This is a genomic window from Acidobacteriota bacterium, assembly GCA_016196035.1.
GTDB lineage: Bacteria > Acidobacteriota > Blastocatellia > RBC074 > RBC074 > JACPYM01.
Genome location: JACPYM010000064.1, coordinates 109819 through 133187 on the forward strand (window position 1 = coordinate 109819; position 23369 = coordinate 133187).

Here is a 23369-nt window from a genome sequence, read left to right on the forward strand (position 1 = left end):
TTGCCGGGGTGCGAGACCCACTTCAACAGCTTGGTGGAAAGACTGGAATGGTCAACTGTGCAGCCGTGGTCAAAGTCAGTTTGTGTAGATTGTGACCTTGATTAAATGCGCTGGCGGCAGCCGCCGCATTCCGATTGGCATTGATGGCTGCTCCTAACAAGGCTCCCTCATTCGCTAACCAGAGTTTCAACCAGCCACTGCGGCCCGCCGGGATGATCTGCTCGAAGCGCGGCGCCGTGCGGGGAAAGTTGTTCGACAGGCTGGAAAGGAACTGACAGCCGCTGCCGTTAAAGCCAAAGCTGAAGCCCTTCTCCGCGTCGTCATAGAGCACGCCAGTGAGAGTCGAGAGGGTGCTGGCTCCGATGGCCAGATTTCCACCAAAGCGATTAAGGACGAGCAGCGTGTCGTTGCCGCTGGTGCGGTCGGCAATATTGTCGAGTGCCAAGACACGTGGCGCACGGGCATAACTCACCCCGTCGAAGTTGAGCACAGCCGCTGTCGCATTCGCATCACAAGGCGTTACACTGCCAGCCAGCGCGGAGAAGGCTTCAGCCCCTAGATTGGCTGCGTGGCCTGTGGTCAGTTTCACGTATTCATCACCAATCAAATAATTGAAATTGATCGGACAGCCTGTGCGATCAACCGCGACTGCCACCAGATAACCAGTCGTGCCCGGATCAATATCCGAGGCCAGAAAACTCGCTGTCTGGTTTGGAGTCAGACAGATGTACTTGTCAGCCACTGAACAGCCCGCACCATCCAGGAAGAACATATGCACATTGGCAGATAGCACTTGATGGATGTTCGTCAGATTGATGCGCGTGTTTTGCGCGGTTGCGCTGGTCGCGCTTGAGCTATAAAAATTGTAGACCAGCACACTGCCTGCCGTTTGATCACTGGCTAGCACAGGGGGCGTCAGCCCGGGGCCGACCGGCTGGCAGTTGACCATCGTACACGCTTGCACATTGGTGGGTGGCCCGCCGCTAAAGCTCACTGCTGAATTAACACACAATTGCGCGCCGGATGGCGTGCCGTCAGCCACTTGCGCTTGGTAGTTAATGGTCGCGGTCTGTCCGGCAGCAAGCGTGGCGCTAAAGGTCATGGTCGAAGCGTTGACCACCGTGCAGGTGCCAGCGGTGGCCGTGCAGGTACCGGGCAGTGCCAACAATTGCGCGGGCAATGAAGCAGTGAGGCTCACGCTTTGCGCTACCGCTGCGCCGTTGGTGACGGAGGCGGACACGCCCACGATGCCACCCGGCCCCAAACATTTGACCGGGTCGGTGATGCTGGCGGATAGATTGCCGACGTTGAGCGTCGCCGAGGCTGTGTTGCCCTGCCCCCCATTCGTCGAAGTGATATTGCTGGTCGTGTTGTTCTTGGTGCCGACGGTCGTGCCCGTGACATTGACGCTGATCGTGCACGAACTGTTGGCGGCAATCGTCCCGCCCGCCAAACTAATGGCGCCAGCGCCCGCATTGGCCGTGACGGCGCCACCACAAGCGCCGTTGAGATTAGCCGGGTTGGCAACCACCAAACCCGCTGGCAATGGATCGTTGAAGGCTACGCCAGTCAACGCCACGGTCGCATTCGGATTGGTCAGTGTGAAGCTCAAGCCGGTTGTCCCGTTAAGCAGGATGTTGGAACTGGCAAAGGCTTTCGCAATTGTCGAAGGCGCGACCACCGTTGTCGTCGCGGTGGCCGTGTTGCCCTGTCCACCATTCGTCGAAGTGACATTGCCGGTCGTGTTGTTCTTGATGCCTGCGGTCGTGCCGTTGACGTTGACGCCAAAGGTGCAAGAGCTATTCACTCCCAGCGTTGCCCCTGCCAAGCTGATTGAGCCTGTCCCCGCCGTGGCCGTGATCGTGCCGCCACCGCAAGAGCCAGTTACGCCATTTGGCGTGGCGACGACCAAGCCTGTGGGCAGCGTATCGGTGAAGCCGACGCCCGTGAGCGCCACTGTGTTGGCCGCGGGATTGGTAAGGGTGAAGCTCAGACTTGTCGAACCGCCAAGCGGCAGGCTCGCTACGCCAAAGGCTTTGCTGATCGTGGGCGCAAGGATAATCACATTCGTATCGCTCGCGCTGTTATTGCTTGGCGTTGGATCGGTCGTGCCAATTGGTGGCGTAATCGTGGCCGTGTTGGTAAGGCTGCCGGTTGCCTTGTTGGAAACGGCCGCCGCCACGGTAAAGGTCAAGGAAGCGCCTGCGGGCAGATTAAGGCTGATGCCGCTGCCTTGCAGGTTGGCAACTGTGACGCCGGAACCGGGACAAGCCGCGCCGCCGCTGGCGTTGGTGCAAGTCACATTCGTGACCGTCAAGTTGGTCACTACCGGATCGGTCAACGTTGCGCCCGTCACAGCGGAAGGCCCGGCATTGCTGATGACCAGCGTATAGGTCGCCGCGCTGCCCGGAAGTACGCTGCTCACGCCGTCGGTCTTGGTGATGCTCAAATCTGCGAGCGAACCAATCACGTCGGTATCACTCGCCGTGTTGTTGCCGGGGGTCGGGTCAGTCGTCCCGCTCGGTGCGGCAATCGCTGTAGTGTTCGTGATGTTTCCCGTTGCGCTACTCGCAACAGTCGCCCCCACCGTAAAAGTCATAGAACTGTTGGCAGGCAGGTTCAAGCTGATACCGCTGCCTTGTAGATTGGCTACCGTCACACCGGAAGCCGGACAGACTGCGCCGCCTGTCACTGCGCCACAATTCACACTGGTCACGGTCAGATTCGTGACCGCTGGATCAGTCAACGCCGCGCCCGTCACCGCCGAAGGGCCAGCATTACTGACCACCAGCGTATAGGTCGTCGTGCCACCTGCGTTGATGCTGGTCACGCCATCGGTCTTGGTGATCGAGAGATCGGCGACGGGCGTGATGGTGTCAGTGTCGCTGGCGCTGTTATTGGCTGGCGTCGGATCAGTCGTCCCGACCGGCGCCGTGATGGTGGCGGTGTTGGTCACACTGCCCGTGGCGCTGCCAATCACCGTTGCCGTGACGGTGATTGGCAACGAACTGCCGGATGGCAGATTCACACTGATGCCACTGCCTTGCAGATTCGCGACCATCACACCAGAGGCTGGACAGCTTGCGCCGCCCGTACCGGTTGTGCAGGCCACGTTGGTCACCGTCAGCTTCGCCACCGCCGGATCGGTTAGCAACGCGCCCGTCGCCGTGGATGGCCCGGCATTGCTGATGACCAACGTGTAGGTCGTCGTGCCGCCCGCGTTCACACTCGTGACGCCGTCCGTCTTCGTGATCGAGAGGTCGGCGACAGGAATAATGGTGTCGGTGTCGCTCGTGGTGTTGTTGCCGGGAGTCGGATCAGTTGTGCCGCTGGGAACGGTAATCGTGGCTGTGTTGGTGAGACTGCCAGTCGCACCGCCTGCCACATTCGCCGCCACGGTGAAGGTCAGTGAACTACCGGAAGGCAGATTCACACTGATGCCGCTGCCTTGCAGGGTGGCGACCGCTACGCCGGAACCAGGGCAAGCCGCGCCGCCACTGGCGTTGGTGCAATTCACACTCGTGACCGTTAAGTTAGTCACCGCTGGATCAGTCAACGTCGCACCGGTCACCGCCGAAGGCCCAGCGTTGCTGATGACGAGCGTATACGTCGTCGTCCCGCCCGCATTGACGCTGCTCACGCCATCGCTCTTGGTGATGCTCAAGTCCGCCACGGGGGTAATCGTGTCAGTATCACTCGCCGTATTGTTGCCGGGAGTGGGATCGGTGGTTCCGCTGGGCGGCGTGATGGTGGCCGTGTTGGTCAGGCTGTCGGTCGCGCTGCCCGCGATGGTTGCGGCAACGGTGAAGGTCAGCGTGCCGCCCGACGGCAAATTCACGCTGATGCCACTGCCCTGTAGATTCGCGACCGTCACGCCGGAAGCCGGACAAGTTGCGCCGCCGGTTCCGCCCGTGCAGTTGACGCTCGTCACCGTCAAGCTGGTCACGGCGGGATCAGTCAACAACGCGCTCGTCACAGCGGATGGCCCGCTGTTCTGGATGGTCAGCGTATACGTCGTGGTGCCGCCCGCGTTGACGCTTGTCACGCCGTCAGTCTTCGTCACACTTAAATCGGCGACGGGCGTCACCGTGTCAGTGTCGCTGGCCGTGTTATTGCCCGGCGTCGGATCAATTGTCCCGCTCGGCAGCGTGATGGTGGCCGTGTTGGTGATGCTGCCGGTGGCGCTGCCTGCCACCGCCGCTATCACCGTGAAGGTCAAGGAACTGCCCGCTGGCAGATTCACACCGATGCCGCTGCCTTGCAGATTCGCCACCGTGACACCAGAGGCGGGACAAGTCGCGCCGCCCGTGCCGCCGCTGCAATTCACAACGGTAACGGTCAGGTTGGTGACTGCCGGATCGGTCAGCGCCGCGTCCGTCACCGCCGAGGGGCCTGCATTGCTGATGACCAACGTGTAGGTTGTTGTGCCACCTGCATTGACGCTGGTTACGCCATCGGTCTTGGTGACGCTTAAATCCGCGACGGGCGTCACCGTGTCCGTATCGCTCGCACTGTTGTTGCCTGGCGTCGGATCACTGGTGCCTGCGGGCGCGCTGATCGTGGCCGTGTTGGTGATACTGCCTGTTGCACTACCTGCCACGGTTGCGGTCACCGTAAAGGTCAAGGAGCCACCTGAAGGCAGATTCAAACTAATGCCGCTGCCTTGCAGATTCGCCACCGTGACGCCACCGCCGGGACAAGCCGCGCCGCCGGTTCCGCCTGTGCAACTCACATTCGTTACGCTCAGGTTGGTCACGGCGGGGTCAGTCAGCAACGCGCCCGTCGCTGTGGACGGCCCCGCATTGCTGATGACCAACGTATAGGTCGTCGTGCCGCCCGCATTCACACTCGTAACGCCGTCTGTCTTGGTGATCGAGAGGTCGGCGACAGGAGTAATGGTGTCGGTGTCGCTGGCACTGTTATTCCCCGGCGTCGGATCAACGGTGCCACCGGGCACGGCGATCGTGGCGGTATTGATGATGCTGCCAGTGGCGCTGCCAGACACGGTGGCGGCCACGCTGAAGGTCAAGGAACTATTCGCAGGCAGGTTCACACTGATGCCGCTGCCTTGTAGGTTCGCGACCGTGACGCCAGCACCGGGACAAGCCGCGCCGCCACTGGCGTTGGTGCAAGTCACGTTTGTCACGTTCAAGTTAGCCACTGCCGGATCGGTCAATAAGGCTCCGTTAGTCGCCGATGGCCCGGCGTTGCTAACGACGAGCGTATACGTCGTGGTACCACCCGCGTTGATGCTCGTCACGCCGTCCGTCTTCGTGATGCTCAAGTCTGCAACAGGAGTCACGGCGTCGGTATCGCTCGCGCTGTTATTGCCTGGCGTTGGATCGGTTGTCCCGCCCGGCGCGGTGAGCGTCGCCGTATTGGTAATACTGCCCGTTGCGCCGCTAGAGACGGTCGCCATCACGGTAAAGGTCATAGAACCGCCTGACGGTAAGCTCACACTGATGCCACTGCCTTGCAGGTTGGCGACCGTCACGCCGGAGCCTGGACAACTCGCGCCACCGCTGCCACCACTGCAACTCACCCCCGTCACCGTCAAATTGGCTACGGCGGGATCAGTCAACAAGGCTCCGGCGACTGCCGAAGGCCCGCCGTTGCTGAGCGTGAGCGTGTAAGTGGTGCTGCCACCGGCATTGACGCTACTCACGCCATCCGTCTTGGTGATCGAGAGGTCAGCTACTGGGTTAATCGTATCTGTATCGCTCGCCGTGTTATTACCTGCTGCGGGATCGCTGGTTCCGGCGGGCGGCGCAATGGTCGCGCTGTTGATAATGCTGCCCGTTGCGCCGCCTGCCACGGTCGCCGTCACAGTGAAGGTCAAGGAACCGCCCACGGGAAGATTCACAGCAATGCCGCTGCCTTGCAGGTTCGCCACTGTCACACCACTGCCTGGACAAGCTGCGCCGCCCGTGCCACCGCTACAATTCACGTTGGTCACGGTCAAATTGGCGACGGCGGGATCAGTCAGCAACGCGCCGGTTGTGACTGACGGCCCGGCATTGCTGATGACCAGCGTGTAAGTGGTCGTGCCGCCTGCATTCACACTCGTGACGCCATCCGTCTTCGTGATTGACAGGTCTGCCACGGGATTGACAGTGTCGGTGTCGCTGGCCGTGTTATTGCCTCCACTGGGATCGCTCGTTCCAGCGGGCGGCGTAATCGTAGCCGAGTTGATAATGCTGCCGGTCGCGCTGCCCGCGATGGTCGCGGCGACGGTGAACGTCAGCGTTCCGCCTGACGGCAAGTTCACGCTGATGCCACTGCCCTGCAAGTTAGCCACGGTGACGCCACCGCCGGGGCAAGCCGCGCCGCCGGTTCCGCCTGTGCAACTCACATTCGTTACGCTCAGGTTGGTCACGGCGGGGTCAGTCAACAACGCGCCCGTCGCCGTGGACGGCCCGGCATTGCTGATGACCAGCGTGTAAGTGGTCGTGCCGCCTGCATTCACACTCGTGACGCCATCCGTCTTCGTGATGCTCAAGTCCGCCACTGGCGTCACCGAATTGGTATCGCTCGCGCTGTTGTTGCCGCCGGCAGGGTCGGTGGTTCCACTCGGCGGCGTAATCGTCGCCGTGTTAGTGATGTTGCCAGTCGCACTGCCCGCGATGGTCGCGGCGACGGTGAAGGTCAAGGAACCGCCTACGGGCAAGTCCATACTGATGCCGCTGCCTTGCAGATTCGCCACCGTCACGCCGGAACCAGGACAAGCCGCGCCGCCGCTGGCAGTGGTGCAAGCCACGTTCGTGACGGTCAAGTTGGTCACTGCCGGATCGGTCAGCAAGGCCCCGTTGGCCGCCGATGGCCCGGCGTTGCTGATCACCAAGGTGTAAGTCGTCGTGCCGCCCGCATTGACGCTGGCGACACCGTCCGTCTTGGTGATGGAGAGATCAGCCGCTGACGAAGCGCTGCCGCCGTTGCCCGTCGAATCTGTGTTGTTCGTCGTGTTCGGATCGAATTCGACACCGGTTGCAGTGGCGCTGTTGTCAAACGCGCCAGCCGCGTTGATCGTTGCGGTGACGGTGATCGTCGTGTTCGCGCCTGAGGCCAGCGAAGCGATGGTGCAAGGGAGTGCCGCGCAGCCAGAGCCGCTTACATTCGTAATCGTCAGGTTGGTCGGTGTGTCGGTGACTTGGATGCTCGTCGCGGTGGATGGGCCAGCATTCGCCACGACCAGCGTGTAGCTGACGCTCTGACCAGTGGTGAATGGCCCACTGGTGGTCAATGTCTTGACCAGCGAAACATCGGCAGACGCGGACGCGGTGCCGCCATTGCCTGTGTTGTCAGTGTTGTTTGACGTGTTCGGATCGGACTCTGCGCCGTTTGCGCTGGCGCTGTTGTCGAATGCGCCAGCGGCATTGATCGTCGCTGTCACGGTGATCGTCGTGTTTGCACCCGAAGCCAGCGAGGCGATGGTGCACGGCAGCGCCGCGCAGCCGGAGCCGCTCACGTTTGTGATAGACAGGTTGGTCGGCGTGTCAGTGACCTGGATGCTCGTCGCCGTTGACGGCCCGCCGTTGGCAACGACCAGTGTGTAGCTGATTGACTGGCCGATGTGGTACGGGCCAGCGGTGGTCAACGTCTTGACGATTGAGACATCAGCCGACTGGCTGGCAGTGCCGCCGTTGCCGCTGTTGTCCGTATTGTTCGTGGTGTTCGGGTCGGGCTGCGACGCAGTGGCGGTGGCGCTGTTGTCGAAAGCGCCAGCCGCATTGATCGTTGCCGTCACGTTGATGGTCGTGTTCGCGCCCGAGGCCAGCGAAGCGATGGTGCACGGCAGGGCCGCGCAGCCAGAGCCGCTGACATTCGTAATCGTCAGGTTGGTCGGCGTGTCAGTGACCTGGATGCTTGTTGCAGTGGACGGGCCCGCATTCGCCACGACGAGCGTGTAGCTGATGCTCTGACCAGCGGTGAACGGCCCGCTGGTGGTCAATGTCTTAACCAATGAAACGTCGGCGGAGCTTGACAGCGGGACAGTCCGGCTGGCGCTGTTCGAGTTGACGCCGTCCGCCAAAGCGGTAGCAATGTTCGTCACCTGCGCGTTCGTCACGTCCGTGCCGGTGACGACGTAGGTCGCAGTGCAGGTGAGCGATTCACCCGGATCAAGAAAGTTGTCGAGATCGCCGACAGTGCTCACCGCCGGACAGGTAACGGTCGCCTTGTTGTCCGCAACGCTCACCGGGCCAGCCAACGGCGCGAAACCGCTGTTGGTGACGAGATAGCTATAGTGGAGAACGTCGCCCGCCAGCGTATACGACGACTCGGTCACGGACTTTGCCAGCGTCAAGCCGGTCGTGGCGTAGGTCGCTGAGGAGTTCGGCGAGGTGACCGGATTGCTATTGTATGTCGCGCTCACGTGCGCGGTGTTCGTATGCGAGCCGTTGGCGGCGCTGATCGGGCCAACCACGCAGCGGATGATGTGGTTTTCGTTCGCCGCGACGGCGACAGGCAGCGTGATTCCGCTCCAGCTCGCGTTGCAGGTAGCAACGTTGAGGGTGTTGTCGGTCAGTTGCGGCGCAAGCAGCGGGACGTCGCCCGTGTTCTCAACCGTGAACCGGTAGTAGACGGAGTTGTTGGTAGCGAGATACGTCAGCCACGGGCCGCTGGCACTCGCGCCGACCTCTTTCAGCAGATGAATTGCCGGATTCGGCGGATTGGCGGTGAGCGACGCGCTGGCGGTGTTGCCGTTGATCGTCTGCGCATTGATGACGTGCGAGACGCTGCCGCTGGTGTTGTTGTACGTGCCGGTGGCCGGCACAGTGACATTGACACTCACCGTGCAAGTGCCGCCCGCCGCAACGGTGCCACCGGAAAAAGCGATTGATCCCGCACCAGCCGCTGGCGCAAACGTCGGCGAGCCGCAGCCTGAGGTCGAGGCATTCGGCGTCGCAGCCACCACCATCGCGCCGGGCGAAGTCGGGAACGTATCGCCAAAGGCGACGCCGGAGAGCGCATCGTTCTGATTCGGGTTGGTGATGGTGAAGGTCAGCGTCGAGACGCCGCCCGCGAGAATCGGATTCGGCGCGAAGAGCTTGCTGATGGACGGCGGCAGCACCGCCGTGAGCGAGGCGCTGGCGATGCTTGCCGTGTTCGTGCCGGACTCGGTCGTTGATAGTGTGCCGCTGACGTTTGAGTGACCGCCAGAGGTCGTCGCGGTCACGTTGACGCTGACCGTGCACGAGCCGGACGCGGGGATGGTGCCGCCGCTGAAGCTGAGCGTCGTCGCGCCAGCAGCAGGCGTCCACGTGCCGCCGCTACACGTCGTCGCGGCGGCGGGCGTGGCGGCGACCTGCACGCCCGTCGGCAGCGTATCGCTGAACGCCGCGCCGTGGAGCGCGGCACTGTTGGGGTTGGTCAGAGTGAAGGTCAGCGTCGAGACGCCGTTCAGCGCGATGGGGTTCGGCGCGAACGCCTTCGCGATGGTTGGCTGGGTCACGCTCGTGGTGCAGCCGGTGAAAACCATGTCGTCGTAGAGTAGCGAGGCGCCGCTGCTGTCATTATTCGCGCCAGTCGCGGCGAGGCGGATCAGCGTATTGCCGCTCGTGTTCGTGAGGCCGGTGAGGTCAATCGTGTGTTGGGTGAACGCCAACGCCGGGCTGTTAATTGTCTGAACTGGCGCGCCAAAGCCGCCGCCGTTGTTGACGGTGACGGTGATCTGCGTCGGCCCGTTCGCCGGGCTTGGGTTCGCCACCCAGTAACTCATCTGCACGCCGGTGTAGTTGGTCGTGTCGAGCGTGAACTGGATATATTGACCGGCATTCTTGTAGCCATAGGTTGACCAGGAGGTCGTGTCGGTGTGGCCGTTGTTCGTGATGATGGAAGTACTGCCGGAAATGTTCGCGGCGAGCGTGGCGGTGGCGACATTCGCCGCCTTCACGGTCGGAACGCCACCCGTGAGGTCGGGCGGATTCGCGGTCGTGCCGTTCGGCACCGACCAGTTCGCGAGCGTAACGCCGCACAAGCCCGTACCCGGCGGCGGCGCGCTGCTGACGGTCAGCGTTGCCGTAGCGTTGTGGCCGGTGTCGTTGCTGTCAATGAACAGATTATTCGTGGTGTTGACCAGGCTCCCCGTCGCCGACGGCGCGACATTCACCTTGACGATGCAGTTGCTGTTCGCGGCGAGCGTGCCATTCGAGAAGCTAATGGACGACGCGCCAGCATTCGCGGTAAGCGTCGGCGTGCCGCAACCGGTGGTCGTCGCTCCCGCGGGATTGGCAATGAGAAGGTTGGCCGGGAGGTTATCAACAAAGTTGTAGCCGGAGACGGTGCCGCCGGTGGGATTGCCCAAGGTGATGGTCAGAACGGAGACGCCGTTGATCGCCACCGGATTCGGACTGAACGACTTGCTGATCGTGGCGCTGGCCGGATCAAGCACGTTCGCGATGCGCGCGCCGGTCGAGTAGTCGCCGTTGTAGTGAAAGCTGCTGCCCGAGAAGTCATAGAGCAGCGAACCGAGCGTCTGGCTGGTGCCACCGCCGCTGATGATCTTGATGGTGTAAGTTGTAACGACGAGGTTGCCGCCCGCCTTGAAGTCGCCGCCAACGCAGGAGCGGTAGGTCGGCGCGTTCGGATCGTTCTGCCATTGGCAGGCGTCGGCGTAGAGCTTGTTATTCGGATTAAGTACATACGGCGAGTCATCGGCAGAGTAGCTCGTCGAGACGCCAAGAATCTGGAAGATGGTGTTCGGAAAATTGATGAACTCCTCGAACTGGTTGTAGCCCTGCGTCGCGGTGCCGCCGATGAGTTGGATAGTGTATGTATTGCCGACGATGAGGTTCATCGCGCCGCCAGCGGGAACCGAGGTAAGGCTGCCGATGTTTGGCCCGACCTTGACGTCGGTGATCGAGTTGCGGTTTTGCGATATGAGGTGTTCGACATAGACCTCGCGTGGCGTCGGCGTACTCACCGTCCCAATGATGTCTGCCGTGGCAGTGATGTGATAGCGGCGCGTGGTGTCGTAGGCGGCCGCGTTCCGCGTCACCTCGACCTCGTAATAGAAGTCGTAGCACGCTCCGGGCGCCAGGCTCGGCACCGGGCTGGCATTGAAATTCATGAGCGAGCCGGGCCGCAGATTGACCAGGGCATTGGCCGAGTCCCAAACGAACGCTGAGGTGACGTTTGTCGCCGGAGCGTCGCCGGTGTTGCAGACGCGCGCGCCAATCGGGAAGTCGTTTGGCCCAACGTTGACGTTGTTGCTGTCCAGGCCAACGACATTCCAGGCAATCGGGGTGATCGACAGGCTGGCGGCAGCTTGCGCAGACCTGAGGGCAAAGTTCAAAGCCACGGCGCCTAATAACAGGCTGAAAACAACGACAGTAATGTATACAAACCGTTTCATAAGGGGGGAATGATCCTATTTTTGACCTGGAATACAGCAAAGAAGCCAAGGCTAGTGCCAGTCTCCACTTGAGACACACCTCATCGTCTGACTCAGGAAGCGGCTTCAGGTGTGTACGAAATTGGAGAGCATCAGCGAGCGATCATAATGTAGCGCCAGTGATCGCATCCGCTCAGTGAGGCTCGGTTGAGTGACAAACAAACTAGCCGACTGCGCCATGAATGGGACGGTTAATTGGATTACCGCAGCCTAATGAGATGGGCATTCGCGTGAAAATAAGGGTACCCATCTTCGGCGGCGTAGTCTAAGGAGAGGACAGATAACTGTCAAACGTATTCTTTCGTCAGGCATTTCCGAAGAATCACTCCTAATAACATGAATAGGTGATGCGGCGCATCAGCTTTTGCCGAAGTGGGCCACCAGTGTTTTCAATCGCCGCTGTTGGGTCTGATAGGCACGCAGGCCGGCGACTTTGACGTCACCCTGATATTTCGGCTGGGTAAGTTTGCGCTCCTCGTAAAGCTTGGCGAGGTCCCGGAAGAGCCTCTTGTCAGCGGTGATGATTTCTTCGCCGTGATCATCGAAATCGCGCAGGAGTTTCTTGAGCAGTTCTTTGGCTGCGGTTCGATTCTATGCCTTGCGCTGTAGGATGCGGTTCTTGCCTTTCTCGTCTACATAGCTGATGCGTGCCCACCAGCCGGGCCGATCCTTCCGCTGAATTACACAACCGGTTCTTTGCCGCGGCATCGTTGTTTTTCTCCTGGGTACGATTCCGGGTGCGGCGCGGGCGGCGATAAGCCCGCCACAGTCGCTCTGCGTTCCGCCGATGCCCCGACTAAACCTTCACCGTAAATAAAGCGGCAAAGGCTGCGTGCGGATTCTGACTACGCGTTTGTTGGCGCGCTTCAAGCCACTGCCGCACCGTCTTTGACGAGAGCTTGGTTAGCGTTTCTGTTGATTGGCCGTCCGTTTGCTGGCCTGCCTGCGCTGGCGCAACGCGTTCGGTTTTTTTGACAAGTTTCGCTTTTTTCATTGTTTCATTGGAGCCGTCAGCGCTCCACCTCCTCACGCACAATGTAGCCGAGCCACTGACAAAGCCGTGTCAAACGCATCACTGCCAAGGTGTGATGTTGGTGACAGGCTGCGCCCGCCGCGTTGCCGGCCCGCGTCAGAGGGCGCCGGATTGCCCGCGCGCTGCGCCTTTTCAATCCACCGTTGCCGCATTGACCTCTGCCATGAGGCCCGCCAGTAGCAAATTCGCCGCCAGCAATTCCGCTCCGTGGCGCTGCATCAGGCGCAACAACGCCCTGCCCTCATCGCTCACCCACGCCACTTCCGCCAGATCGAGGCGGATGGATTGCCCTCCCTCCATCCGCAACACCTGTTGCCAGCAACGCTGCAATTCGTGCACCCACGCGCCGGTCAGCTTGCCTTCGAGCTTCAAGGTCGTCACGCCGCCATCATTGTGATTCGTGATCTTCAACATAACGTTTCAGCCCAACTGCCCCACCGCCAAATTCGACCGTGGCCTTTTTTGCGCGGCCTTCGCCAGTGCGATACCAACCCAGGCTTGCGCCACGCTGATGACGCCCAAAGCGGCAAGCCCCACCACGCGCGCCGGCAGCATTCCGGTTGAAACCAGCGCCCCCCCAACTAGCGCAATTCCCACCGCAATCACATGCAGGCACGCATTCCACGGCGAGATGACGCCCGCCTTGCCCAGCGCCAGCGCCAGCCAGCCACCGCCGAGAAAGAAACACGCGATCAGCGGCGCAAGTAGCCGCAACCCCGGCCCCTGCATAAACGCCATGACGCGCACCAAAGTCGCGCTGTCCAGGCCCGGCGCCGTCATGGCGTAGGCCAGCAGATGCAGAACCGCATCGGCTGCCGACCCCATGGCTCCGATGAGCAACAGCCCCGCCCCCCAGCGCACCGCTGGAATGTTGCCTAGCCGTGCGTCAGAGACGACGCCAAGCAGGGCGGGAACGTAAAGCACCGCCGACAGAAGCTGCACCACCACGGAGCAGGCGACCAACGAGCGCTGCGCCGCGACCAGCTTGAAGATCTGCTCCGCATCCGTCACACCCACCCCAGGCATCAACAGCCACGCGAACCAGAAGAGCGCCGCCGCCGCGACCAGTGAAATTCCCATCGTGCGCATATTCATCTTTCACTCCTATTGCTATGAGCCAGCCTTATTTCGTTGGATTTGCTGGTGGCCGTCACACGCAGCGCCTCGCCGGTGATGAGCAGCGCACTGCGTTCGTGCGTGAAATAGGCCAGCAGCCATTCCCGCACGACCTGCAAACGATGGCGCGGATCAAGCAGCATCACGACGTGCACAAGCAGCCACAGCAGCCAGGCCACGTTGCCCGAAAAGCGCCAGCCGCCGATTTGGGCAATCGCACGGTTGCGGCCAATCGTCGCCATGCTCCCTTTGTCTACGTACCTGAAGGTCGTCCGCGGCGCGCCGCGCATATCACTGAGAATATTTCCGACCGCGCATTCGGCCTGTTGCATGGCGGCGGGCGCGACACCCGGCACGACGCCGCGCTCGTCTTCAAAGAACGCCATGTCCCCGATCGCGAAAATATTTGGGTGCTTGACGATGGACAGGTCTGGCCGCACGCGCACCTTGCCGGCGCGATCCAGTTCCGCGCCCAGCGCTTTGCCCAAGGGCGAAGCGGCCACGCCCGTTCCCCACAGGGCCACATCGCACTTGATCCATTCGTCGCCGACCTTGATGCGCCCGGCTTCAACCTCCGTCACCAGACTGTGCGGAAAGACCTCGACGCCCAGTTCGCGCAAATGCCGCTCGGCGGCTTGCGAAAGCTCTGCGGCAAACGTCGCCAGAACGTGCGGCTTGTGTTCAAAGAGCAGGACGCGCGTCTGGCGGGTATCAATGAGTTTGAAATCATCGGCAAGCACGGTTTGCGCAACACCCGCAATCGCGCCCGCGAGTTCGACGCCGGTGGGGCCGCCCCCGATGACGGCGAAGACCACCGGTTCAGGCGCACCGGTCACGACGGCCTTGCGCTCGGCCAGTTCAAAGGCCAGCAAGACGCGGCGGCGGATTTCGACCGCGTCCTCGATGGTCTTCAGCCCCGGCGCGGCATGCTCCCATTCATCGCGTCCGAAGTAGGAGTGCCGCGCCCCCGCCGCCACGATCAAATAATCGTAGTCAACCTGTGCGCCGTCATTCAGCTTGACCGTCTGTTGATGATGGTCAAAGCCGACAACTTCGCCCAGCACGACCTTGATGTTTTTGTAACGGCGCAAAATATGGCGAATCGGCATGGCGATTTCGCCCGGCGACAACACCGCCGTCGCGACTTGATAAAGCAACGGCTGAAAGGTGTGGTGATTTTTGCGGTCAATCAGCGTGACCTCAACAGCCTGGTTGCCGAGCAAGCGCGCCGCGCGCAAGCCGCCGAAGCCACCGCCGATGATGACGACTTTTGGTTTGGTTCGTTTTTGATTCATGCAATCTTCTCCTACTCCAATTGAAAACTTATTTTTCCGGACAGCGGCGCGCGGCTCCGTTGAGCGGTCGCTCCGTCGCGACGATGGCGCGCTTGTGAAGGCCGCGCCCAATCTCGCCGCCTTCGTCTTCCGCCCACACTTCAAACACATAGACTTTCCCTTCCTGCCGCACAAAGCGCGCCCTCGTTTGCACGGTTGCGCCGAGCGGTGTCGCGGCGGAATGCGCCACGTCCACCGTCACGCCGACAGAGAGTTCGCCGGCGGCCAGCAGTGGCCGCAACACACGCGCCGCCGCCACTTCCATCAACGCAATCATGCGCGCCGTGGCGAAAACGGCGGGGAAAGCGTCAGGCAACCCAACCGCAATGGCGCTGACCAGATCAGCTTCTGCGACGCGCCAGATGACACTGGCTTCCGCGCCGACTTCGAGTAGTGCTCTTTCCATAGGTTTATCTCCTTACTTGATTGAAACAGGTAAAACTAGAGCGGGTTGCAGTTGCGTTTACGGGACGCCGGGGCGGTACCGCGCGCGTGAGCAAGCGGAGACTATGCCGCTGCACTAATCCGTCCTACGTGACGCGCCGCTTGCTCACGCGCGCGGTACCGTCCCATACACCGTAGTGAAAACCGATCTAAGTTGTGTTAGCCGCGCAGCCCCGCGTTTCCCAGCTTGCGGCTGGGTTGTTGGTTTGCTGAAGCAACGCGGCAAAGCGCGGCCCCAGGTGCGGATCGTTGCGCAAGCCGTCAAACGCTGGCTCAACGGCCAGCCAGACCAGCCACGCTTCGCGCTCGGTACAAGCGCGCTCCAAACATTCAAGCGTTTTTTCGTTGTTGCCCAGCAGGCAATGAATCAGCGCCACCAAATAAAACGAGATGTAGCGTTCAGTGGCGATGCCCATGAGCTTGTCCAATATCGCTGCGGCTTCCTCGCGCAGGCCGGCAGCGGCCAGCGCCTGCCCATACAGCAGCAACACGAGCGGGCCTTCGTTGGAAAGCTCGACCCAGCGTTTGGCCTCGCTTAAAGCCTCTTCGCGCGCGCCCATCAAACGCAGCGTCCAACTCAACCCGTAATGCGCCATCGGATAAAGCGGATGCGCGGCGATGACGCGGCGGTATTGCGCCACGCTCTCGTCAAAGCGGCGCGCGAAATACAAACACCAGCCCAGGTTGTGACCGTTGTAGGGCGTCAGCGGGTCGAGTTCGAGACCACGCCGGGCGTGCGCCAAGCCTTCTTCAAAACGGCCTTCCATCGTGAGTTGCAGCGAATAGCAGATGTGCGCGTGCGCGTTGTGCGGATTCAACTCGATGGCGCGGCGGCACGCCTCTTCACCGCGCGCCCAATCGTAATCGCCGACCAAGACGGCAAACCCAAGTGCGGCGTAGCCTTCTGAAAGCTCGCGGTCGAGTTCAATCGCTTTGGCAGCGGCGGCGCTGGCGGCGCGATAACACTCATGGGGCGGCAGCACGCCATACACGCCCAGCCAGTTGTAATAGTCGGCAATCCCGGCATAAGGCAGCGCATATTGCGGGTCGAGCGCAATCGCCTGGTGATAGGCCACCAGCGCTTTGGCGAAACCTTCCTCGGTGAAGGTGTTCCAGTGATAGCGTCCGCGCAGATAAGCCTCGAACGCCGCCGGGTCGTTGGTGCCGCGCTTGTTCAATTGACGACGCTCTTCGCCCGTCAAACGCGGCACGAGCACTTTGGCGACTTGCGCGGTGACGGCGTCTTCGAGACTGAGCACGTCGGTGAAGCGTTCGTCGAATTGTTGCGCCCAGGCGCTCGCGCCCTGCCGCACATCGAGCAATTGCAATGACACGCGCATGCGGTCGCCCGTGCGCTTGATACGCCCGTCGAGCACGAAATCAACCTTGAGTTCGCGCCCGGCGGCCAGCGGGTCAGCGGTATCGTCGCCATAGCGCAAGACGGAACTGGTCGGACGCACGGCCAAGCTGCGCACATTGCTCAAGCGTGTGATCAGGGCATCGGCAAAGCCCACGCTCAGATATTTCTCGCCCGTGTCTTCCTGCACCGGGAAGGCCAGCAACTTGAGCGGCAGAATGGCAATGCTCGTCGTCCCGCTGGCTTGCTCGCGCGGCGCGGGCAACGGCCTCGTCGCTCTGGGGTCGGGGATGTAAACCGGCGCGGAAATCGGGCGGCCATCCAGATGCCGCGCGATGTCTTCGCGCAATTCGGCGGCGGATTGATAGCGCTGGCGCGGGTCTTTTCTGAGCGCCTTGAGCACAATCCGGTCAAGGTTGCCCGCCAATTCGCGCTGCAACGTTTCGAGATCAGCGCCGCGCGCGTGATAAATCGCGTCGAGCGTCAGCGCGCCCGGCAGCGTTAGATGATCGGCGCGCGTGAGGCTGGCGCTCGGCAGTTCCGGCTCTTCTTCGCAAACGACGCGCGCAATCTCGTGCATCGCGCGGCTGCGCAAGCGCAACGGACGCTGGCCGGTCAGCAGTTCGTAAAGCACCGTGCCCAGACTGTAAACATCACTGGTCGGTTTGGCGCGTTCGCCGCGCACCTGTTCGGGGCTGGCGTATTCGGGCGTCATCATACGCAGCGCCGTCCCGGTGACATCAATCGTGTCGGCGGCCAATTCTGGTTGCAGCAGTTTGGCAATACCGAAATCGAGCAGCCGGGGCGCGCCGTCCGCCGTGACGAGAATGTTCGACGGTTTGATGTCCCGATGGACGACCAGATTTTGATGCGCGAACTGCACCGCCTCGCAGATGAGTTGGAACAAGCGCAGCCGCTCCGCGATGACCAGTTGGCACACGTCTCAATGCCGGTAAAGCGGCTGCCCTTCGATGTGTTCCATCACGAAGTAAGGCAGCCCGTCCGCAGTCGTGCCGCCGTCGAGCAAGCGCGCGATGTGCGGATGATCAAGCGAGGCCAGAATCTGCCGCTCGCGGCGAAAGCGGCGCAGGATAAAATCCGAATCCATCCCACGTTTGATGAGTTTGACCGCCACCTGTTTGCGAAACTCATTGTCGGCACGCGCACCCAGATAAACCGCGCCCATACCGCCGCGCCCGATTTCGCGCACCAGCCGGTATGCGCCCACGCGCCGCCCGATCAAGGGATCATCGGTCAAAAGCTCTGTCTCAACGGATTCACCGGCTTGCGTATGCCGCAGCAGCAGCGTGTCCACGGCGGTGCGCAAGGGATCATCCTCCGCGCCGAGCAGCACGAGATCGGTCTCGCGCTGATCGGCGGGAAGATCGCTTTCTCCCTGACAAATGTTTTCGCTTGGTTGCCAACGTCCAGTTGCCGTCACTGCTTTGCTCCTTGTCTGTCTGTGATTGAAAAGCCGCTTAGCTTTCCGTGTGCGCGACTCCCAGCAGGTCACTGCCCGACGGCGCAAAGCCGTCCGCTGCCGGATGCTCCGTTGCCTGCTCCGGCGTCTCCCACTTCACGAGTTTGAGGTCGAGCACGAAGATGGCGTAAAGCACCGGCACCAGCAGCAAGGTCACGAACGTCGCGACGCTCAAGCCGCCGATTTGCGCGTAACACATCGGCTCCCACAGCGGGCCGCCGTGCGAAGCCAGCGGGAACAGCGCGATCACCGTTGCGCCGACCGTAATCAAGACCGGACGCAAGCGCATGATCCCCGCATCCAGCAAGGCTTCGCGCAGCGGCGCGCCGTGTTCGTGCGCCTCTTCGATAAAATCAAACAGCACGATGACGTGGCTGACGATGACGCCCACCAGACTCACGCAACCGAGGAAAGCCATAAAGCCAAACGGTGAACCCATCACCCACAATGCCGCCAGCGCACCCACCATTCCGAACGGAATCGCCGCGAAGACGATCAACGGTTTGACCGTGTGTTTGAATTGAAAGACCAACGCCAGGAAGATCGCCACGATGGAAATCATCAGCACGACCGTCAGGTCTTTGAAGCCTTTGATTTGGTCTTCCTGTTCGCCGCCGATTTCCATCTGGTAACCGGGCGGCGGTTTGGCCCCGAAGGCAGCCAGATTTTCTTTCACCGCCTTCATCACTTCCGACGGCAGGTGTCCGTCTTTGGGGAAGCAGGAAACCGTGATGGTGCGGAACTGATTGCGCCGCCGCAGTTTTTCGGTCTGCATCCCGTGCGCGATGGAGGAAACCTGCCCCAACGGCACCCGCGTCGTCCCTTGCGCCGCATAAACGTAAAGGTTGTTGAGGTCGGCCAGTTGCGCGCGCTCTTCCATACGCAACCGCGCCACAACCGGAATCTGCTTGTCGCCTTCGCGCAAGGTCGTCACCTTTTGACCGGTGATCGCCGTGGACGAGGCCGCCGCCACGTCATAGTTGGTGACGCCCGCCAAGTTCGCGCGGTCGGCATCGGTTTGCAGCTTGACCGTGAAACTCTCGTCGCCCCAGTCATCGCGCACGCGCGTGGCGAACGGCGTGGCCCGCAACAGCGCTTTGACCTGTTCGGCCTGTGCGCGCAAAGTTGCGATGTCTTCACCCGACAAGCGAATCTGCACCGGCAAGCCGACAGCCTTGCCCGATTCGAGTTGGCGCACATCCACACGCGCGCCCGCGACTTCGGCGTTGAGCGCTTTTTGCAACGGCGCGATCAGGTGTCCGGTGTCGTGTTTGTCTTTGACCTGGATGATAATCTGCGCGTAATTGAGTTGTTGCAGTTCCGGCGCGACGGAGAACCAGAAACGCGGGCCGCCGCCGCCGATAAAGGTCGTCAGCGATTTCAGCACGTCGCCTTCTTTGTGCTCTTCGCCGTATTCTTTGGTCACGCGGCGGATCACTTCTTCGGCACGATGCGCGGCCTCGTTCGTCGCGGTCAGCGGCGCGTCTTCGGGCAGCCAGACATCCACGTAAGACAGATAGGACAGGTCTTTCGGGAAGAACGACTGTTTGAGCTGGCTGCCAAAAAAGCCGCCGAGCACCAGAAACGCGAGCGCCCCGGCCAGGAACTTCCAGCGATGATTGATGGCCGCATTGCCGACGCGGTAGTAAAACGCCGCGAAGCCCTTGGTGCGGCGTTCGGCCAAACTCGGCTCCGCTTTCGGGCGCAGCAGGTAATAGCCCAGCAACGGAATGAAGGTCATCGAGACCAACCGCGAAGCCACCAGCGAGCAGGTCAGCACGACCGGCAGCGAATAAATGAATTCGCTGGTCGCGCCGCTCATCAACAGGAAGGGCAGATAGGCGACGATGTTCGTCACCGTGGCGTACATAATCGCCGAGGCCAGCTTCGTCGGCCCCAACCACGCCGAAATCACGGACGGTTGCCCATCAGCCAAGCCGCGTTTGATGGCATCGCCCGCCACGACCGGATCATCCACCAGCAAGCCCAGCGCGATGATGAGCGAAGCCACCGAGACCTGCTGCAAATCAATGCCCAGCGCGTGCATCAGCCCGAAGGTCATCAGCAGCGTGATCGGCATCGAGAGCGCCATCAACGCCGCCGAACGCCATTCCCAAAAACCAATCAACGAAACGATGACGACCAGGATGATCGCTTCGTAAAGGCTGTTCATGAACAAATCCAGATTCTCGCGCACCTGCAACGGTTGGTCGGACGTGCGCGCCATCACCAAATCGGCGGGCAGGCGTTTTTTCAAATCGGCGAGTGTCGCGTCTACACCCGCACCGAACTTGTCAATCTGTTCGCCCGAACGCATCTGCGCCGCCAGCGTGATCGCGCGCGTGCGCTGCCACTCACCCTTCGCATCGCGCCAGTTGTAGTAGTTCAAAAACGTCGGCGGGCTGTTGTACCCGCGCACCACATCCGCCAGATCGCGCAGGTACACCGGCGCGCCATTGGCTGACGTGCCCACGGCCACGTCGCCGATTTCCTTTTCGCTTTTGAATTCGCCGGTCGGATCAATCGAGAGGTTCTTGCCTTCGACTTCGAGCTGGCCGCCCGGCAAAGTGATGTTGCGCGCGTTCAGGATGTCGGGCAGTTTGCCGTTCTGTATGCCATAGGCCGCCAGCCGTTCCTGCGAGTAATAAAGAAAGACGCGCTCATCCAACAGCCCTGTGCGCGAGACTTTGGACACCGTGGGCAGTGTCTTCAGGCTCTTTTCGATCAAGTCGGTGAATTGATCGAGTTCGCGGTAGCTGTATTTGTCGCCCGCCACCGCCGCCAATTTAGTGCGCGTCTCTTGCGGATTGCGAATCACCGCCATCGGCCAGGCGTCAGGGTGGAATTCGGCAGCTTGCAAGCGCTCGTGCATAAAACGCGCGGAAGCTTGACGCAACGCGGCATCATCCACGCTGACCGCGCCATCCACGCCGATGAACCCGGCGCCTTCGAGCGGGCGCGCGTCGCTCAGCACGTGCTGCTCTTTCAGGTATTCGACAAACAGATCGCGATGCTTGCGCACCAGTTGCACGCTGTCGCTCGCGTCCCCGCTCGCGGCTTGCGGCAAACAAACGATCAGCGCGGCACGTTCGCCCGCGACTGAAGCTTGCGCGCGGGCTTGTTCCAGCGCCGGTTGAATTGCCTGCGCGCGCAAATCAATTTCGAGGTCGCTGGCTTTCGGGCTGGCGACGGTGAGCATCAACGCCGCTGTGTCGCCGAAATCCTTGATGAAGTTGATCGGCCCCGCGCCATCGGGCAAATCACGGATGCCGTCCAGTTTGAGTTTGATGTCGTCGAGTTCCTTGCCCGTCTCTTTCAGGTTTTCATCCAGATCGAGATAGACCACCGACAAGCCGGTGCGCGAGATGGATTCGATCTTCGTGACCTTGGCGTTGGTGGCAATTTGCGTCTCGAGTTTTTTGGTGACGAGTTGTTCGACCTTTTCCGCGCTCGCCCCGCGCCAGGGCGTCAGGGCGACCGCCGTGCGCACCTGCACTTCGGGGTCTTTGCGCCGCGGCATTTGCAGGTAGCCATACACGCCCCACAAACAGGTGGCGATGAGCAGCACCCAGGCGACGTGGCGTGTCTCGACAAAGAAGCGCGACGTGTTATGCGTTTTGTTGATGATGTCTGCGTCGTTGCGATGTTGTGACATTTGGTTTCTCCTGGGAGGAGATGCTGGATGCTAGATGCTGAATGCGGGGAAAGACCCGAAACGTTAGGCTCTGTTCCTAGCATCTAGCATCCAGCATCTAGCATCTGGCATCTTTGGGTTACGGAATGATTTGCACTGCTTGCCCGTCGAGCGTGAGTGTTGCGCCGGTCGTAATGACGCGCTCGCCCGCGCGCACGCCGTCGAGCACGACCATCGTGTTGCCGAGCGCTTCGCCCAGCTTGACGGTGCGTGTGCGCGCGATGGCTTGGCCGCCTTTGTCTTCCACCACGAACACGGCGTATTGGCCGGCCTGCTCGGCCTGACTAGATTGCCCTTTGGCGCGCACGATGGCGGTGACGGGCACGACGGTGACTGGTTCGGCGGGCGCGGCGGCGACTTCGAGCGCCGCGATCATGCCGGATTTGAGCAGGCGGCGCGGATTGGGAATCGTGACTTCGATTTCAAAGACGCGGCTCTTGGGATCGGCGGCGGGGGCGATGCGCGTGATCTGGCCTGACAGTTCTGTGCCCGGCAACGACTCGGTCGTGACGGTCAGCGCCGCGCCCAATTGCAGCTTCGCCACAGCCAGGTCGGGCACGCCGAAAACAGCCTTGACCGAATTCAAATCGGCGACGGTGAACCCCGTTTTGCCGGCGGAAACGAGCGTGCCGATTTCCACTTCTTTTTTCAGCACGACGGCATTGAGTGGCGCGCGCAACGCGGTGTCTTGCAGCGGAATCGTCGCTTCGCTGATGACGGCCTGCGAGCCTTTGACCTTGGCGCGCAGCACGTCAATTTGCGCGCGGGCCGATTCGGCGCGGGCTTCCAGCATCACGACTTGCGAACGCGCGGCGTTGCGTTTGGCTTCGCTGCTCTCGAACTGCGTCTTGGCCGCGTCATAATCGGCCTTGGTCATGCTCTGACTGGCAAAGAGGTTTTGCGCACGCTCGAAATCCAGGCGCGTTTTCCCGAAGGCGGCTTCGGCTTCGGCCAGTTGCGCACGGCTTGAAGCAACCGCCGCCTGGGCATCGGCGAATTGCGACTGTCCGCCGTCCAGCCCCGATTTGGCTTCGGCGGATTGCGCTTCGGCCTGCTTTACCTTGACTGCGTAATCGCTTTGCCGCACGCGCGCCAGCACTGTCCCGGCAGCCACGACATCGCCTTCCTGCACCGCGCGTAACTTGCCATCCACGCCGCGCACTTGCAGCAACCCTTCGACATAGCCGCCGACCTTGAAGGCCAAGTCCACTTGCGAATGCGGCATGATGACTGCCGAATAACGCACGCCTTTGTTGACGGTGTGCTGTTCGACCGCTTTGACTTTGACGGAGACCGCCGCCGGTTCCGCCGTCGCCGTCTTTTCGTGGCAGCCGGTGAGCGTAAGAGCGCCGGGTAAAAGACAGGCGGCAAAAATCAATGCGCGAGAATGCCGCTGCAACTTGCCGATCACTTTGCCGCCCGTCGCGCCGCTCACTTGCGGTTGTTCGTTTACTGCTTGTCCATGGTTGTTTTCTTTCATTTGATTCTCCCTCCTAACTTCGTCTGCGTTTTTGCCGTT

Annotated in this window: 10 protein-coding genes; 1 reads left to right on the forward strand and 9 read right to left on the reverse strand. The window is 61.4% G+C overall.

The window, feature by feature from the left end; genetic code table 11:
- Positions 1-22: 22 nt before the first annotated feature.
- Complete coding sequence (locus HY011_19650) at positions 23-11353, reverse strand: DUF11 domain-containing protein (protein ID MBI3425154.1); 11331 nt, start codon at positions 11351-11353, stop codon at positions 23-25.
- Between the two features lie 411 nt (positions 11354-11764).
- Here HY011_19650 and HY011_19655 point away from each other — a divergent pair, with 411 nt between their 5' ends.
- On the forward strand, positions 11765-12001 hold the full coding sequence (locus HY011_19655) for a hypothetical protein (GenBank protein MBI3425155.1): 237 nt from the start codon (positions 11765-11767) through the stop codon (positions 11999-12001).
- A 556-nt stretch (positions 12002-12557) separates the two neighbouring features.
- Here HY011_19655 and HY011_19660 read toward each other — a convergent pair.
- The 8 genes from HY011_19660 to HY011_19695 form a co-directional block, all read right to left on the reverse strand.
- Complete coding sequence (locus HY011_19660) at positions 12558-12839, reverse strand: hypothetical protein (protein ID MBI3425156.1); 282 nt, start codon at positions 12837-12839, stop codon at positions 12558-12560.
- Between the two features lie 6 nt (positions 12840-12845).
- Positions 12846-13520, reverse strand: a complete 675-nt coding sequence (locus tag HY011_19665) for a hypothetical protein (GenBank protein MBI3425157.1) — start codon at positions 13518-13520, stop codon at positions 12846-12848.
- Positions 13517-14836 carry an NAD(P)/FAD-dependent oxidoreductase gene (locus tag HY011_19670; GenBank protein MBI3425158.1) on the reverse strand — a complete coding sequence of 440 codons (1320 nt, stop codon included), beginning with the start codon at positions 14834-14836 and terminating at the stop codon, positions 13517-13519. The genes HY011_19665 and HY011_19670 overlap by 4 nt, the downstream gene beginning before the upstream one ends.
- A gap of 28 nt (positions 14837-14864) precedes the next feature.
- Positions 14865-15281 (reverse strand): thioesterase, encoded by a 417-nt coding sequence (locus tag HY011_19675; GenBank protein MBI3425159.1) that lies wholly within the window; start codon positions 15279-15281, stop codon positions 14865-14867.
- 187 nt (positions 15282-15468) lie between these two features.
- Positions 15469-17583 carry a protein kinase gene (locus tag HY011_19680; GenBank protein ID MBI3425160.1) on the reverse strand — a complete coding sequence of 705 codons (2115 nt, stop codon included), beginning with the start codon at positions 17581-17583 and terminating at the stop codon, positions 15469-15471.
- A gap of 36 nt (positions 17584-17619) precedes the next feature.
- Positions 17620-18117 carry a protein kinase gene (locus HY011_19685; GenBank protein ID MBI3425161.1) on the reverse strand — a complete coding sequence of 166 codons (498 nt, stop codon included), beginning with the start codon at positions 18115-18117 and terminating at the stop codon, positions 17620-17622.
- 37 nt (positions 18118-18154) lie between these two features.
- Entirely contained in the window at positions 18155-21811 is a 3657-nt protein-coding gene (locus tag HY011_19690) for an efflux RND transporter permease subunit (protein MBI3425162.1), read from the reverse strand.
- Between the two features lie 118 nt (positions 21812-21929).
- Positions 21930-23330: an efflux RND transporter periplasmic adaptor subunit gene (locus HY011_19695; protein ID MBI3425163.1), complete on the reverse strand. Its 1401-nt coding sequence runs from the start codon at positions 23328-23330 to the stop codon at positions 21930-21932.
- Between the last annotated feature and the right edge of the window lie 39 nt (positions 23331-23369).

What these genes read in the sequence shown, in the direction of transcription:
- HY011_19695 (MBI3425163.1), bottom strand. Translation starts at nt 23,330, where the DNA reads ATGAAAGAAAACAACCATGGACAAGCAGTAAACGAACAACCGCAAGTG.
- HY011_19650 (MBI3425154.1), bottom strand. Translation starts at nt 11,353, where the DNA reads ATGAAACGGTTTGTATACATTACTGTCGTTGTTTTCAGCCTGTTATTA.
- HY011_19675 (MBI3425159.1), bottom strand. Translation starts at nt 15,281, where the DNA reads ATGGAAAGAGCACTACTCGAAGTCGGCGCGGAAGCCAGTGTCATCTGG.
- HY011_19660 (MBI3425156.1), bottom strand. Translation starts at nt 12,839, where the DNA reads ATGTTGAAGATCACGAATCACAATGATGGCGGCGTGACGACCTTGAAG.
- HY011_19665 (MBI3425157.1), bottom strand. Translation starts at nt 13,520, where the DNA reads ATGAATATGCGCACGATGGGAATTTCACTGGTCGCGGCGGCGGCGCTC.
- HY011_19690 (MBI3425162.1), bottom strand. Translation starts at nt 21,811, where the DNA reads ATGTCACAACATCGCAACGACGCAGACATCATCAACAAAACGCATAAC.
- HY011_19670 (MBI3425158.1), bottom strand. Translation starts at nt 14,836, where the DNA reads ATGAATCAAAAACGAACCAAACCAAAAGTCGTCATCATCGGCGGTGGC.